Below are 13,565 nucleotides of genomic sequence, written 5' to 3'. Positions count from 1 at the left end.
GTCTATTGTCTTTGGCGATAGATTGCCATCGGAGGCATGGACATGAGTCATAGCACTTCGCCCACCGCTGCGGCTGTGGGGAACACAGGCATGGTCGCCACGACCTTATGGGGCTCGGACAAGATCGGCGGTATCACCGTCGATCCGGACGGTGCCATCTGGCTTGGCGCCTACAGCCGCCTGGGCCTGGGAGGCGAAGAGGATTCGGGCTTTACCGGCAGCCTGGTCCGGTTCAATGCCGACGGTAGCCTGGACCGCAGCTACAGTGCAGACGGCAAATCCCTCCTGCCTGTGTCGCTCGATATCGAGGATGGTGGCAATGCCGCGGTGCAGCCGGGCGGGGGCTACCTGGTGGCTCAGTACGTGAAAGTCGGCGATGCCTGGGTGTCGGGCGTAAGTCGGACCTTGGCTGACGGCCGCCTCGATACGAGTTTCGGCAACGGCGGAACCGCGACCGTGCCGTTCTACTGGAATGAATCTCTAGGTCAGCAAGCGTCGTTCTCCGTGCAACGCGACGGCAGCTTTTTTGCGAGCGCTGCGTATCCCACTGGGGAAATCTACATCGCCCGCTTCGACGCGACGGGGGCCCTGGTTTCGTCTTTCGCAGAGGGCGGGATCCTGCACCTGCCAGCATCCGTCGGCATTCAACCCAGCGGCACGATCGACGTTTCGCTGCAGGCGGACGGGAAGGTATTGGTCACCGGTCGAGATACCCTGACCCGCCTCAACCAGGACGGTACCCTGGATAGCAGCTTTGGCAACGGCGGCAGCCTGGCCCTGGATGTTCATGCAAATGCCCTCGTTATCCAGGAGGACGGCAAAATCCTGCTGGCGGGCGCCTCAGGCGGCGTGGCGACGGTGATGCGGCTCAACGCCGACGGCTCGCTCGACACCGGGTTCGGTGATCAGGGGCAGGTGAGCTGGGGCTCGCAAAGTGCGCCTTTCGCAGTCGCCGACATGGTGGTGTTGGCCGACGGCAGGGTGTTGATTGGGGGAAGCCAGGGGACGAAGGCGGACGGTTATCTGGCCGCACTGGTTCAGTTGAACCCCGACGGTAGCCTGGACCACAGCTTTGGCAATCCCGACGACGGCTATTACCACCTTGACGGTAGCCAGAATGATGACTTCTTGCTGGGTACCGACTCGTTCGACGATGCCATCGTTGGCGGGGCCGGTAACGATCTGCTCGATGGCCAGCAAGGTCGCGACCTGCTGACGGGCGGCCTCGGGGCCGATACGTTCCGTTACGAGACAGTCGCAGACAGCTACCGAACCGTAACCACCGCCCATAGCGACCGAATCACCGACTTCGATCCCAACACCGATACGATCGATCTCTCATCCCTGGGCTTCCTCGGGCTGGGCAATGGACATGACGGAACGCTGGCGATACGAGTCAATGAAAGCGGAACGCGGACCTACCTCAAGAGTTTCGATGCCAACGCGGAGGGGGAACGCTTCGAATTGGTCTTCGACGGTGACTTGAGCCAAACGCTGAATGAAACCAACATCCTGTTCCAGCAAGCCAGGTTGACGGGCACCGAAGAGGCCGATCGTTTACAGGGCAACGCCCGAGGCGAAATCATCGAAGGGTTCGCGGGCGATGACCGCCTCTATGGCGCGCTGGGGAATGATGTGCTGGTAGGCGCAGAGGGCCGGGACCTGCTGGCAGGTGGCGGTAACAACGATGTGTTCCGCTTCGACGCGCTGAGCGACAGCTACCGTACCGCCACCGAAAACCACACGGATCGCCTGCTCGACTATACCGTGGGTGAAGACACCATCGATTTGTCCGCCTTGGGCTTTACCCGACTGGGAAATGGCTACAACGGCACGCTGGACGTGGTTCTCAATGAAGCCAAGAACCTGACTTACCTGAAGAGCTACGAAGCCGACGCCAATGGGGCTCGATTCGAGTTGAGCCTTGCAGGGGATCACTCCGGGTACCGTAACCTGGACATCATCTTCGCCGAGCCTTCTGGAGATGAAGTTTTTCAGTTGATCGGAGTGGCTGACCTGTGGGTATGACGCAAACCTGATCATTCCTTGCCTTGGAAAAAAGGGGACACCCATTAGCCGATCTCAAGGCTGAAAGCCAACTTGGCCTGCAGTTTTTAACTGCTGGGTTTCCCCTTATCTCAACTTGCCTGGTTGTGCCCGCTTCTCATCAAATGCTACCTGACGCCGGATAGTCCAGATAACCTTCCTTGCCTTGGGTGAACCAAGTGCTCATCTCGCTTTGAGCAAGGGGCACCTGCCTCGCTAATCTCAAAGGCAAATCTGGGTTAGCAATAAAGGGCCGCCCAAAAGCAATCGCATCGGCGAGCCCAGCCTCTACTTGTGCTTGCGCCCGGGCGAAATCGTAGTCTGAATTGAGAACCAGCACACCGCTGAATACCTCGCGGATTACTCCCGCAAGCGGGGGGCGCTCGGACTTGCCGAATGTGCCATCCAGCGGAGGCTCGCGTACTTCAAGATGGGCGATTCCAATCGAAGACAGCACCTCGGCCGCACGCTTGAACAAGCGCTCGGGGTCATTATCGCGCACACCCTGTTCATAGCTGCTTGGGGTCAACCTCACTCCGGTACGGTCTGCGCCGATAACCTGCGCCACCGCCCGGGTGACTTCTTTCAACAAGCGGATTCGGTTATCAACCGAGCCGCCATAGGCATCGGTGCGAAAGTTGTCGCTGTCACGCAGAAACTGGTCGATCAGATAGCCGTTGGCGGCGTGGATTTGCACACCATCAAAACCCGCCTTTATCGCATTACGCGTGGCCTGACGAAAGTCTTCCAGCAGTGCGGGAATTTCCTCCAGGGGCAAAGCACGCGCCGGGGTATACGGCTGCTTGCCGGCGTAGGTGTGCGCCTGTCCCGGCGCGGTGGTGACAGATGCGGAGACCGGCTGACCTCCGCCAAGAAAACTCGGATGCACGACCCGGCCCATGTGCCACAGCTGCGCAATGATTCGGCCACCCGCTGCGTGCACCGCATCGGTGACCTTGCGCCAGCCGGCGACCTGTTCGTCCAACCAGAGCCCCGTCGCGTAGGGCCATCCCAGCCCTTGTTGGCTGATGCCGATTGCTTCGGAGATGATCAGGCCGGCGCTGGCGCGCTGTCGGTAATACTCAACCATCATATCGGTCGGAATGTGTTCGCGAGTCCCACGCGCCCGGGTCATCGGCGCCATCAGGATTCGGTTCGGCAGATCAAGCGCGCCGAGGCGCAGGGAATCAAATAATGTGGTCATGATTAAGCTCTCGGGTGGGGGTAGCATCAAACCAGGCGTGCGCCGCCATCGATGTTGAGTACGGCGCCGTTCATGAAGGTGTTGCTCATCAAGAACACTGCTGCCGCGCCTGCTTCATCGGATGTGCCAAGGCGATGCAACGGTAGAATCTGTTCCAGAGACGCGACGAATGCATCACGCCCCTCGCCCAGTGCCTTGCCGAGAATTGGTGTGTTGATCGGGCCGGGAGACAGCGTGTTGACACGTACCGGCGCCAGTTCCAGCGACAGACCGCGAGCCAGTGCTTCCATTGCCGCCGATGCAGCTGCAAGCACGGCAGTGCCGTAAGCGTTCGGTCGATCTGCCAGGGAACCGGAAATGAACGTGATCGAGCCATCTTTTGCCAACTTGTCACCCAGTACACGAATCGCATTGATCGATGCCCAGATGCGTTCATCGAAAGCGCGGTGCAGGTAGTCGAGATCAGCCGTCAACACGCTGCCGGCAACGAATGTCCCGGCAAGCAGAACGAGGTGATCAACCTGGGGAATATCCGCCAGTGCGGTTTCGACAGCCTGTCTGTCGGTCACGTCCGCGGCGCGCCAACCGTCCAGGCCATGCTCGATGGCTGCGTGCTCGGCACGCGGGGCGTTTGAGCCGACCACGATGACTTTGGCGCCAGCTGCTTTCGCTTGTACCGCAGCGGCCAGCCCGATGCCGGAGGTGCCGCCGAAAATGACCACCATTTTGTCGGCGAGGGAGGAGGGAAGTGTTTGGCTGATGTTCATGATGAGTCTCCGTCTGGAACACCTGAAGTGGCGTTCGATGGGGAAAGACTACTGTTATGAATCAAGATTGATAATTAGGGTAAAAGTCGCTTTACTAGTGCCATGAAGGCACAAATTGGATTGGATCGTCTAACCGGGCTTATCGCCTTTGCACGAGCGGCCTCGCTGGGCAGCTACACGGCTGCTGCGCGAGCACTCTCGGTATCACCTTCCGCGATCAGCAAAAGTGTGCAAAGGCTTGAGGAACATTTTGGGCTAATGCTGTTCACCCGCACGACGCGGTCGTTGATCCTCACACCCGAGGGGCGCGACCTGTATGAACGTGCACTGCGGATTCTGCGAGAAGTCGAGGACATCGATCAGGCAGCAGTCGCTTCCCGAGCCGAGCCCTCCGGCGTCCTGAAAGTGACTGCGCCTTTGCCGATCGGTTTGAACATTCTCGCGCCTGCGCTGCCCAGGTTCCGTGATCAATATCCGAATCTGGCAATCGACCTGAGGCTCGGAGATCAGTATTCGGACATCATTGGGCAAGGAATCGACGTCGCAGTCCGAGTCGGCGACCTTGCCGATACGCGTCTGGTTTCACGGCCTCTGGGGCCCCACCGAATCGGTGCGTTTGCATCACCTGACTACCTACGGCGCAAAGGCATCCCGGTAGCGGCTGAAGATCTTGCGGATCATGAATGCGTGAATTTTCGCTATCAGAGCACGGGGCAGAGTTTGAGATGGCCTTATGTAGCGGATGATAAGCAACTTGAACTGGCACCAGACTCAGCGTTTACCGTTGATGTCAGCGATGCGGTAGCGGCGATTCTGGCTGCAGGAGGCGGTATCGGTATCTCGCCGCATTATGTGGCCGCGCCGTATGTGCGTCGGGCAGAACTGGTTCCGATCCTTCCACAATTCAGCGTAGAACGGTTCACCATCACCGCCTTATGGCCGGAGAGCCGTCGAGGTAGCCCGAACGTAAAGGCATTCGTTGCCTTTCTGGTCGAGCTGTTCCCTTCAACGCCGCCTTGGGATGAAGTCATCAACCAAGTCATGGAGACGAGGCAGGAAAAGGCATTCTGACGTTTTCAGGATGACGGCAAATCCTGCTGGCGGGCGCCTGCTCATTTCTAGCCTTGGGCCGCTTTTGGGCGGCCCGGGCGACATCATGTCGAGGGCAAAATGGCGCAGCGCCTCACTAATTGAAAGTCATTATCATTTGATATATTCTCGCGACTCTTCCTCGCTTGAGTCGCTTGCGTGTCCAGGCCATCCGATCCTCATTCCGCCGACGGCCAGTTCGAGAGCCATTCGAGCGAGCTGCTGCGCTTCCTCACCCGGCAGGTGAAGTGCGAAGAGCTGGCGGCCGACCTGCGCCAGGAGACTTGGCTGCGCTTTCGCCGGCGCGAGTCCGCAGAGGAGATCGGCAATCTTCGCGCGTTTCTCTACCGCATCGCGCGCAACCTGATCATCGACTACCGCCGCCAGCAAAAATCCCGCCCGGTCGAGGAGGAGATATCCATCGAATTGGTCAGTGCCCAGCCGGGGCCGGAGCGAGCGGCAAGCGACGCCCAGCGCCTGGAGCGACTGCAGCGCGTGGTCGAGGGTTTGCCCCCGCACCTGCGCCAGGCGTTGTTGTGGAATCGCCTGGACGGGCTGACCCAGCGTGAGATCGGCGAGCGCCTGGGGGTCTCGGAAAGCATGGCCGGACGCTATATCCTGAAGGCCCTCGAACACTGCCAGCAGCAGATGGACCCGCAGCCGTGACTCATTCTTCGTTTCTCGATCAGGCCCGACAATGGCAGGTCTTGCTGCATTCTGGCCGCGCCACCGCTGCCGATCACGCTGCCGCACAGGCCTGGCGCCAGGCGGCGCCCGAGCACGAGCAGGCATTGCGGGAGGTGGAAGGGTTGTGGTCGTTGCTCGGCCAGATTGAACGTCCGGTCGAGCAGCCCCAGGTGCGCGTGCTGCGTCGCCGTCGCCTGTGGGCGGCTCCGCTGGCCTGCGCCGCGATGCTGTTGCTCGCCCTGTGGTTGCCCCGCGGCACCTGGATTGGCCTGTATGCCGATATCAGCACCCAGCCGGGCGAGGTGCGCGAGGTGCGTCTGGCCGATGGTTCGCTGTTGACCCTCAACGGCGATTCGGCGCTGGACTGGCAGTTTGTCGACGGTCGTCGCGAGGTCAGGCTGTACCGTGGCGAGGCGGATTTCCAGGTCGCCCATGACCCGACCCGGCCGTTCATGGTCAGTGCCGGCGAGGCGCGCATCCGCGTCACCGGCACGCGCTTCGATGTGCGTCTGGAGGAGGGCGGTGTCGACCTCGCAGTCAGCGAGGGTCGAGTGCTGGCCTCCAGCGCGGGGGGCGAGCCGCTGCCCGTGGTCGGCGGGCAGCAAGTGCAGTGGCGCGGCGGGGCGCTGCAGGCGCCGCAAGCACTGGATGCGCGCCAGCGCTTGGGCTGGCAGCGCGGCAAGCTGGTGTTCCGCGACCAGCCGCTGGAGCAAGTGTTCGCCGAGCTCGAGCGCAGCCAGTCTGCGCGGGTGCTGTTTGTCGATGACGCCGCTCGCCGCCTACAGGTGACCGGCGTGTTCGCCCTTGACGATCCGCAGGCGGTGTTGAGCGCTGTGGAAACCACCTTGCCTGTGCGCCTGGTGCGCCTGCCGGGGTTGATTCTGGTCGCGTCACGTCGCTGAGAGCCGCGCCGCGCCTGTACCTTCAAGAAAAAAAGAAAATATTTGGGCGGCGATGGTTCAGAAATCATCTCCGCCTTCGTCTTCCGTTCCTGCAAATGCGACTTCTTCGTATTGACAGTCTAGGACATCAGCATGCGGTCGACTTCCTTCCTCGCGGCGCTAGCCGTTCTCCCTCTGGCCATTACTGCCGCACAGGCGCAAGCCGTCGAGCTCGACGTGCCTGCCCAACGCCTCGACGCGGCGCTCATCGATTTCGCCGAGCAGGCTGATGTGCGTCTGCTCTATGACGCCGGCCTGACCCGTGACAGCGGCGTGGTGCCGGCACTCAAGGGCGATTATTCGGTGATCGAAGGCCTGCAGCGGTTGCTGGAGGGCAGCGGCCTGACCTTCCAGAGCGGCGATGACGGCACCTTCACGCTGATGCCGGTGCCCGAGCAGGGCGTGTTGGAGCTGGGTTCGACCACCATCAATGGAGCCGCCGAAGGCCGTGTCGACCTGCCGGCCGAGTACGCCGGCGGGGAGGCGGCGCGGGGTGCGCGCATCGGTGTGCTGGGCAATCAGGACATGCAAGATGTGCCCTTCGCTTTCTCCAGCTACACCTCCGAGCTGATCGAGAAGCGCCAGGCGCAGACCCTGGCCGATGTGCTGGCCAGCGATCCGGGCGTGCGTCAGTCGTTCGGCTTCGGCAACTTCTCCCAGGTGTTCGTCGTGCGTGGGTTCCAGCTGTTCAGCGACGACATTGCCTTCAACGGCTTGTACGGCATTCTGCCGCGCCAGATCATCGCCACCGAGTCGGTCGAGCGCGTCGAGGTGTTCAAAGGGGCCAACGCCTTCGTCAATGGCGTGTCGCCGTCGGGCAGCGGTGTCGGCGGGGCGATCAACGTGGTTTCCAAGCGTGCCGAGGACACCCCCACGCGCAGCGCCACCCTGGACTATGCCAGCGACAGCCGGGTAGGTGGGCACCTCGATCTGGGCCAACGCTTCGGCGAGGACAACCGCTTCGGCGTGCGGGTGAACCTGGCCCAGCGCGAAGGCGAGACCGCGGTGGACGATGAACACTCGCGCTTCAGCCTGGCCACCCTCGGTCTGGACTATCGCGGTGACCGTCTGCGCCTGTCTGCGGACCTCGGTTACCAGAAGCAACGGGTCAATGAGGGACGCTCGGTGGTCTACCTGACCACGACGGGGCCTACCAGCACACTCAATGGCAAGACGCCGTCGGCACCGGACTCCGACCACAACTACGCGCAACCCTGGAGCTGGTCGCAGCTCGAAGACACCTATGGCATGTTCAGCGCCGAGTATGACCTCTCGCCCAGTTGGACCGCCTACCTGAGCGCTGGTGGCAAATACACGCGGGAGAACGGGGTCTACGCCTCCAACTACGTCTATGGCGCGAATGGGGACGCCCGTATCGGCCGTCTCTATTCGCCGCTGGACCAGGAAACCCTCAGCGCTGTCACCGGGCTGCGCGGCGAACTCGCCACCGGGCCGGTCAGCCATCGCATCAACCTGGCCGCCAACGGCATCTGGCAAGAGAAACGCAACGCGTTCGAGACCACCGCGGCGGGCAGTCGTGGCTTCGGCAACCTGTATGAGGGCCAGCCCGTGGCCGAGCCGCCGGCCACCAGCGTCTCCGGCGATATCCACGACCCGGACACCACCGCCAAGGTGCAGAACCGTAGCCTGGCGGTGTCCGACACCCTGGGCTTGCTCGACGACCGCGTGCTGCTGACCCTGGGCGTGCGTCGCCAATCCATCGGCGCCGATGCCTGGAACGCGGCCAGCGGTGCCCGCACTTCGAACTATCAGGAAAGTATCACCACGCCGGCCTATGGCCTGGTGATCAAACCCACCGAGTACCTGTCGCTCTATGCCAACCGCGTCGAGTCTCTTCAACAGGGCCCGACCGCGCCGGCCGCCGCGCTCAACAACGGCGAGATGTTCGCGCCTTATCGCTCCAAGCAGACCGAGGTGGGTGCCAAGCTTGACTGGGGCACCTTCGGCGGCAGCCTCAGCCTGTTCCGCATCGAGCAGCCGCAGGGCGTGCTCGGCGGCGACGGCTACTACCGGGTGGATGCCGAGCAGCGCAATCGCGGCGTGGAACTGAGCCTGTTCGGTGAACCGCTGGACGGCCTGCGCCTGCTGAGCGGCGCCACCTGGACCAAAGCCGAACTCAGCGGCACCGCTGGCGGGCGCGACGATGGCAACCAAGCGGTGGGGGTGCCGAAATTCCAGTTCAATCTGGGCGCCGACTGGGATGTGCCCGGCTTGCCCGGGGTGAGCCTGAACGGCCTGCTACTGCGCACCGGCGGCCAGTTCGTAGACAGCGCCAACGAATACAGCATCCCCGCCTGGACCCGTGTCGACCTGGGCGCACGCTATCGAACAAAGATGGATGGCCGCGCGCTGACCTTCAACGCGATGCTGGAGAACGTCGCCGACGAAAACTACTGGGCCTCGGCCAATGGTGGTTATCTGACCCAAGGGGCGCCGCGTACGTTGAAGGTGTCGGCTACTGTGGATTTCTGAGGTTGCCGGCGATTAACGAGGCGCCGTCGCAAGTTGTGTGATTATGCGAAAGGCGGTTTTGCCAGACGCTCCGAGAGGCTGCATTTGCGGCCTCTGTCGTTATTGCTGTGACTTGATCGATTGGAGCCTTTTGCTAGGCAGGAGTCGGCCAGAAGCGGACAGCTAGGATTTACTTTCCTCTTAGGTCATGGCATCGAAAGTAGTGTCATGTTTGAAGGGACCAAACATATTGCCATTGTTTGCCATCATGATTTCCGATGTAACTCGGCATATTATCTTGAAGAGCGCAAAGCCATAATGGCATCGTGGAAAAGTCCCTGAATCAACGTCTCAGCATAAGGAAGTGGTCGTGGCCATCACGTCATCTATCAGCATTTCTTCTAGGCACTATCTGTCAACATCGCATCTATCAGCGGCTGCACTTTTCTCCCAGCGGGCGGCCGCGCTTGAGCCCGTACTGACTCTTGGAGATTCTGCTTCGAATGAAGGTCTTCGTGAGCACATGGCATGCGTGGTCAGCAGCGTTATGCTGTCAGTTGCGTTTTTAGAGGCGGCGATCAACGAACTATGGGCTGACTGCAGTGAAGGTTTCGATCCAGCCCGGATCGAAGGTCTTCAGAACAGTGAAGTAATGGCCGCTTTATGGCGGAAGTCACCGCTCAAACGATCAACAATGCTTGAGAAATTTGAGCTGGCACTTGAGTTGAACGGGAAGCCTGCACTGTCGAGAAACGCTAGCCCCTATCAGGACGTGAAGCTGCTGGTCGATCTCCGAAATGCTTTGGTTCACTATGAGCCCGAGACCATCTTCAACTTCAGCGAGGACGATGAGAATAGAGGGGCGGAGCATAAGTTCGAGAAGAAGCTACGCGGAAGATTTGAGCCTAATAAGCTGACCGGTCCGGGCAATCCTTTTTACCCGGACAAGGTGCTTGGGGCGGGTTGTGCTCGCTGGGCAATAGCAAGCGCGGTTGCGTTTGTAGATAGCTTTTTTGAGAAGCTTGGCATCCCGAGCATGCACGGTCATGCCCACAGTGCGTATGGGGTTTAGCGGCAGTCGCGGGTCACAGTGGGTCGGTTGTTAATACCTCTGAACGAGCATTTTGACAGCCCACTCAAACGTTTGAGTTTGAAAAACGGGACTGAAAAACGGGACAGACTTATTTTTCGACTTGTTTTTCGGATAATAAGTCCGTCCCTTGCCGCATAAGTGAGTAAATAGTCTGGGCGAATCCTACAGCCGCTTCTCCATAACGATGGTGCGCTCCGCCCCATGAAACTCGTCTCGGATTTTCTGATAACCCAACGCGGTATAAAACCTTTCAGCTGTAATCGACGAGGGCACACGTACAGCTCCAACTCCTACGCTGGCAGCAGTTGTATGGATGACATCCATCAAATGCCGCCCGATACCGCCTTTCTGGTGAGTCGGGTCAACGAAAACACTTCTGACCACATCACCGTCGAGACCGGCAGTGCCAATAATGTTTTCGCCCAACAAGGCTACGAAAACCCTACGCTTTGTAAGCTGTGTGTTGATGGCTTCAGGAGAAAAGCTCTGCTCAACCTGAGCGATCACATCAGGCGGATAGTCCTGTGAATTTGACTCACGCAGGGCGGCTATAACTACGCGGCTTATCGCTGCTGCATCGCTGCTCGTGGCGGGACGAACGTGGCATTTCATGCTGAGACCTCAATTCTAAAGGATTACAGCTTAGCGCATCGCAATGTGCCTTCCCCGGACGCTTACACTAGGAAATAACGGGACAGACTCTGTCTGAAAAAAGCCGTCGCATACACCGCATGACACAAGCCAGCTAGACTATTGCCGGACAAAAGGGATGGATATATTTTTCTGATAATAAATCTGTCCCGTTTTCCGTCGTGCGCCTGAGCCAATCGAGAAACTGGGCTTGCCCGCACGAACCTTGCTCACGCTGTTGGGCGCCTTCTTTGCGGTGCTGGAACTGACTAACGTCATGACCTTGGTGCCGGCCATATTTACCGGACGGCTGCGCGTCAGTGGTTTTCGAACGGGCTCGACGACGTTCCACTGGGCTGAGCAGCCGTTCAGTTTTTCCTTGAACCTGCTGGTGGGTCTCGTCGAAGGCGTGGTCATTGGCTTCATTGCCTGGGGTTGCCTGTACATGGCGATCCGCGGCCGGATGCGTTCCAAGTCCTGAGGGTCGTCCACCCGGGGCTTGACCCTCACGCAACGTGAGGCCGCAGCATGGGCGTCGTCTAAGGAAACAGGAGTTGAAACGATGTTGCTTCGAGTAGGTGAACTGGCCAGGCGCACGGGATTGACCGTGCGGACCCTTCATTACTACGACAGCATCGGACTGCTACGTCCTTCGACCCGCACCGACGCCGGCTACCGCCTCTACAACCGTAACGACATCGCTCGCCTGCACCAGATCCAGGCGCTGCGCGAGCTCGGCATGTCGCTGGCAGAAATCGGCGCGGCAATCGACGATCCGGACCTCGCGCTCGTTCCCACCCTCGAGCGGCAGATCGGCGCCATCGACCGCCTGATCGCGCAGCAGACCCATTTGCGCAATCGGCTGAGCCTGCTCAAGACGCGGCTCGTGGCGGGGGAGGCGCCGGAGCTGGACGACTGGCTGACCACGTTGGAGATGATGTTCATGTACGACCGCTATTTCACCCAAGACCAACTCGACCACCTGCCGTTCTATCAGGCCGATGGCGCCCTGCGCACGCAATGGCTGGAACTGGCCGCCGAGGCCAATGCGTTTCATGAAGCTGGTACCCCGCCCAGCAGCGAAGCCGCCCAGCAGCTTGCCCGACGCTGGATGTGCACCCTGGAGCGTGACACCGACGCCAATCCCGACTGGCTGCTCAGGCTCAGCAGTATGCACGCCCAGGAGCCTCTGTTTCAGCAGCAATTGGGGGTGTCGCCGCAGGTGGTGGCTTATCTGCTGGAGGCCTTCGCCGAGAGCAAGCTTTGCGTGTTCGCCCGTTACCTCTCGGCCGAGGAGTTCGCTTTCATGCGCCAGCACTATGGACGCCAGATGCAGGGGTGGCCGCCGTTGCTGATGGACTTGCGCAATGCTCTGGACGCCGGCGCCATGCCGGATGGAGAGCAGGGGCGGGCACTGGCTGCGCGCTGGCTCGCCCTGTTCCGGGGTTATGCCGGGGACGATCCGAGCACCCACCAGAAGATCCGCGATGCCATGCAACAGGAGCCCAGCCTCGCCGAAGGCACCTGGCTGGATGAGCACTGCCTGGGCTTTCTGGAGAAAGCGGTGTCCGGGCTGATGAGGGAGGCGCATTGACCACAAGGGTCATTGCGCTGATGCTTGCGCAGGCTGCGCCATCGAATGGGCGCGGCCTGTCAGGCTCTTGATCGGGCCAGTCCATTCACAGAACCGAGGGAACCTATGCCTGTGACTGTTCGTGTCGCCGTTGCGGACGATGCACAACACCTGCCCGCCATCGAGGCGTCCGCCGCCCTGGCGTTCGGAAGCATTGATGAGCTGAGCTGGGTGGCGCAGTCGCCGCCGATGTCTGTCGAGCGACATCGCCAGCTCATTGCGCTATCGACGTGCTGGGTTGCCCTCGATGACGAAAGCGCGCCGCAAGGGTTTCTCAGTGCCGAGCGCTACGACGAGGCTCTTCATATCCATGAGATATCCGTCGCGCGGCCCTGGCAGGGCCGGGGCGTAGGGCGGCGTCTGATAGAGGTGGCGCAGGCCCATGCCCGCTCCAACGGGCTGCGTCAGGTTACCCTTACGACATTCCTTGATGTGCCGTGGAACGCCCCGTTTTATGCCCGCATGGGTTTCCAGGTTCAAGCCAGCCAGCACCTGGAGCCGCGACTGGCGGCGCTATTGAGTGGCGAATACCAGCGCGGATACGCTCCGGGCAGCCGCTGTGCAATGGTCTGGTCTGTCACCTGAATACGTCGTGGGCTCCGCGCTTGCTTGGGGCACAAGGTCATTTTTTTGAAATGACGCCACTCATGTATTGATGCAGGTCGCGAAAATCCCTGACGCTCCAGGCGTGCGGCGGGATCTTCACCCCGTTCTCTTGCAAGGTCCTCGGAATCAGGTCTCCATTGGGACGAAGGATGATCGAGGACACGATCACGCCCGGGTAATCAGCCAGTCGTTTTCTGAAGGCGGGTGTCGTGAGGTCAGGGGTTGGCGGATTGCTTTTCCTGGCCAACGGCCCTGTTCCCTTGATATCCGCCCCGTGGCAAACGGCGCATCTTTGAAGATAGAGAGTCTTCCCATTGGCGTTGTCCGCGAAGGACAGGGTTGGTGGAGCGATGGACAACAGCCCTAGCAAAGCGGTGTACAGCATCTTCATTTGTTG

At 60.6% G+C, this 13,565-nt stretch carries 13 protein-coding genes; 9 read left to right on the top strand and 4 right to left on the bottom strand.

All coding sequences use genetic code 11. The annotated features are described in order from the left end of the window. Nucleotides 1-42: 42 nt before the first annotated feature. Entirely contained in the window at nt 43-2,028 is a 1,986-nt protein-coding gene (locus LCU97_RS21370; protein ID WP_232777696.1) for a M10 family metallopeptidase C-terminal domain-containing protein, read from the top strand. A 139-nt stretch (nt 2,029-2,167) separates the two neighbouring features. Here the strand turns inward: LCU97_RS21370 and LCU97_RS21365 are convergent, their stop codons facing one another. After that, a complete protein-coding gene (locus LCU97_RS21365) occupies nt 2,168-3,250 on the bottom strand; it encodes an alkene reductase (RefSeq protein WP_232777695.1) in 1,083 nt (360 codons plus the stop codon). A 26-nt stretch (nt 3,251-3,276) separates the two neighbouring features. Beyond that, on the bottom strand, nt 3,277-4,017 hold the full coding sequence (locus LCU97_RS21360) for an SDR family oxidoreductase (protein ID WP_053157616.1): 741 nt from the start codon (nt 4,015-4,017) through the stop codon (nt 3,277-3,279). 120 nt (nt 4,018-4,137) lie between these two features. Here LCU97_RS21360 and LCU97_RS21355 point away from each other — a divergent pair, with 120 nt between their 5' ends. From LCU97_RS21355 to LCU97_RS21335, 5 genes are all read left to right on the top strand, one after another. Then, the gene (locus LCU97_RS21355) at nt 4,138-5,088 is read left to right on the top strand and encodes a LysR family transcriptional regulator (RefSeq protein ID WP_232777694.1); all 951 of its coding nucleotides are present in this window, start codon (nt 4,138-4,140) and stop codon (nt 5,086-5,088) included. A gap of 177 nt (nt 5,089-5,265) precedes the next feature. Beyond that, the gene (locus LCU97_RS21350; protein ID WP_053157611.1) at nt 5,266-5,772 is read left to right on the top strand and encodes an RNA polymerase sigma factor; all 507 of its coding nucleotides are present in this window, start codon (nt 5,266-5,268) and stop codon (nt 5,770-5,772) included. Next, nucleotides 5,769-6,695: a FecR family protein gene (locus tag LCU97_RS21345; RefSeq protein WP_232777693.1), complete on the top strand. Its 927-nt coding sequence runs from the start codon at nt 5,769-5,771 to the stop codon at nt 6,693-6,695. The genes LCU97_RS21350 and LCU97_RS21345 overlap by 4 nt, the downstream gene beginning before the upstream one ends. 132 nt (nt 6,696-6,827) lie before the next feature. Beyond that, nucleotides 6,828-9,227 (top strand): TonB-dependent receptor, encoded by a 2,400-nt coding sequence (locus LCU97_RS21340; RefSeq protein WP_053157605.1) that lies wholly within the window; start codon nt 6,828-6,830, stop codon nt 9,225-9,227. A 349-nt stretch (nt 9,228-9,576) separates the two neighbouring features. Continuing rightward, nucleotides 9,577-10,278: a hypothetical protein gene (locus LCU97_RS21335; RefSeq protein ID WP_232777692.1), complete on the top strand. Its 702-nt coding sequence runs from the start codon at nt 9,577-9,579 to the stop codon at nt 10,276-10,278. A 183-nt stretch (nt 10,279-10,461) separates the two neighbouring features. On the opposite strand, the gene LCU97_RS21330 is transcribed toward LCU97_RS21335, so the two are convergent. Continuing rightward, nucleotides 10,462-10,911: a GNAT family N-acetyltransferase gene (locus LCU97_RS21330; protein WP_232777691.1), complete on the bottom strand. Its 450-nt coding sequence runs from the start codon at nt 10,909-10,911 to the stop codon at nt 10,462-10,464. Between the two features lie 229 nt (nt 10,912-11,140). On the opposite strand from LCU97_RS21330, the gene LCU97_RS21325 reads away from it, so the two are divergent. From LCU97_RS21325 to LCU97_RS21315, 3 genes are all read left to right on the top strand, one after another. After that, the gene (locus LCU97_RS21325) at nt 11,141-11,410 is read left to right on the top strand and encodes a hypothetical protein (protein WP_232777690.1); all 270 of its coding nucleotides are present in this window, start codon (nt 11,141-11,143) and stop codon (nt 11,408-11,410) included. A gap of 81 nt (nt 11,411-11,491) precedes the next feature. Further along, complete coding sequence (locus tag LCU97_RS21320) at nt 11,492-12,523, top strand: MerR family transcriptional regulator (RefSeq protein ID WP_053157590.1); 1,032 nt, start codon at nt 11,492-11,494, stop codon at nt 12,521-12,523. Nucleotides 12,524-12,628: 105 nt separating this feature from the next. Then, nucleotides 12,629-13,147, top strand: a complete 519-nt coding sequence (locus LCU97_RS21315; protein ID WP_232777689.1) for a GNAT family N-acetyltransferase — start codon at nt 12,629-12,631, stop codon at nt 13,145-13,147. A gap of 37 nt (nt 13,148-13,184) precedes the next feature. On the opposite strand, the gene LCU97_RS21310 is transcribed toward LCU97_RS21315, so the two are convergent. Then, entirely contained in the window at nt 13,185-13,559 is a 375-nt protein-coding gene (locus LCU97_RS21310; protein WP_053157586.1) for a c-type cytochrome, read from the bottom strand. Between the last annotated feature and the right edge of the window lie 6 nt (nt 13,560-13,565).

It is taken from the genome of Pseudomonas uvaldensis (assembly GCF_021271205.1).
Classification (GTDB): Bacteria; Pseudomonadota; Gammaproteobacteria; order Pseudomonadales; family Pseudomonadaceae; genus Aquipseudomonas; species Aquipseudomonas uvaldensis.
The sequence above is the reverse complement of the archived record's forward strand: the minus strand, read 5'-3'. Positions and strand labels throughout refer to the sequence as shown.

Excerpts from the sequence above, each read along its gene's own strand:
- LCU97_RS21370 (WP_232777696.1), top strand. The coding sequence starts at position 43 with ATGAGTCATAGCACTTCGCCCACCGCTGCGGCTGTGGGGAACACAGGC.
- LCU97_RS21365 (WP_232777695.1), bottom strand. The coding sequence starts at position 3,250 with ATGACCACATTATTTGATTCCCTGCGCCTCGGCGCGCTTGATCTGCCG.
- LCU97_RS21360 (WP_053157616.1), bottom strand. The coding sequence starts at position 4,017 with ATGAACATCAGCCAAACACTTCCCTCCTCCCTCGCCGACAAAATGGTG.
- LCU97_RS21310 (WP_053157586.1), bottom strand. The coding sequence starts at position 13,559 with ATGAAGATGCTGTACACCGCTTTGCTAGGGCTGTTGTCCATCGCTCCA.
- LCU97_RS21330 (WP_232777691.1), bottom strand. The coding sequence starts at position 10,911 with ATGAAATGCCACGTTCGTCCCGCCACGAGCAGCGATGCAGCAGCGATA.
- LCU97_RS21320 (WP_053157590.1), top strand. The coding sequence starts at position 11,492 with ATGTTGCTTCGAGTAGGTGAACTGGCCAGGCGCACGGGATTGACCGTG.
- LCU97_RS21315 (WP_232777689.1), top strand. The coding sequence starts at position 12,629 with ATGCCTGTGACTGTTCGTGTCGCCGTTGCGGACGATGCACAACACCTG.
- LCU97_RS21340 (WP_053157605.1), top strand. The coding sequence starts at position 6,828 with ATGCGGTCGACTTCCTTCCTCGCGGCGCTAGCCGTTCTCCCTCTGGCC.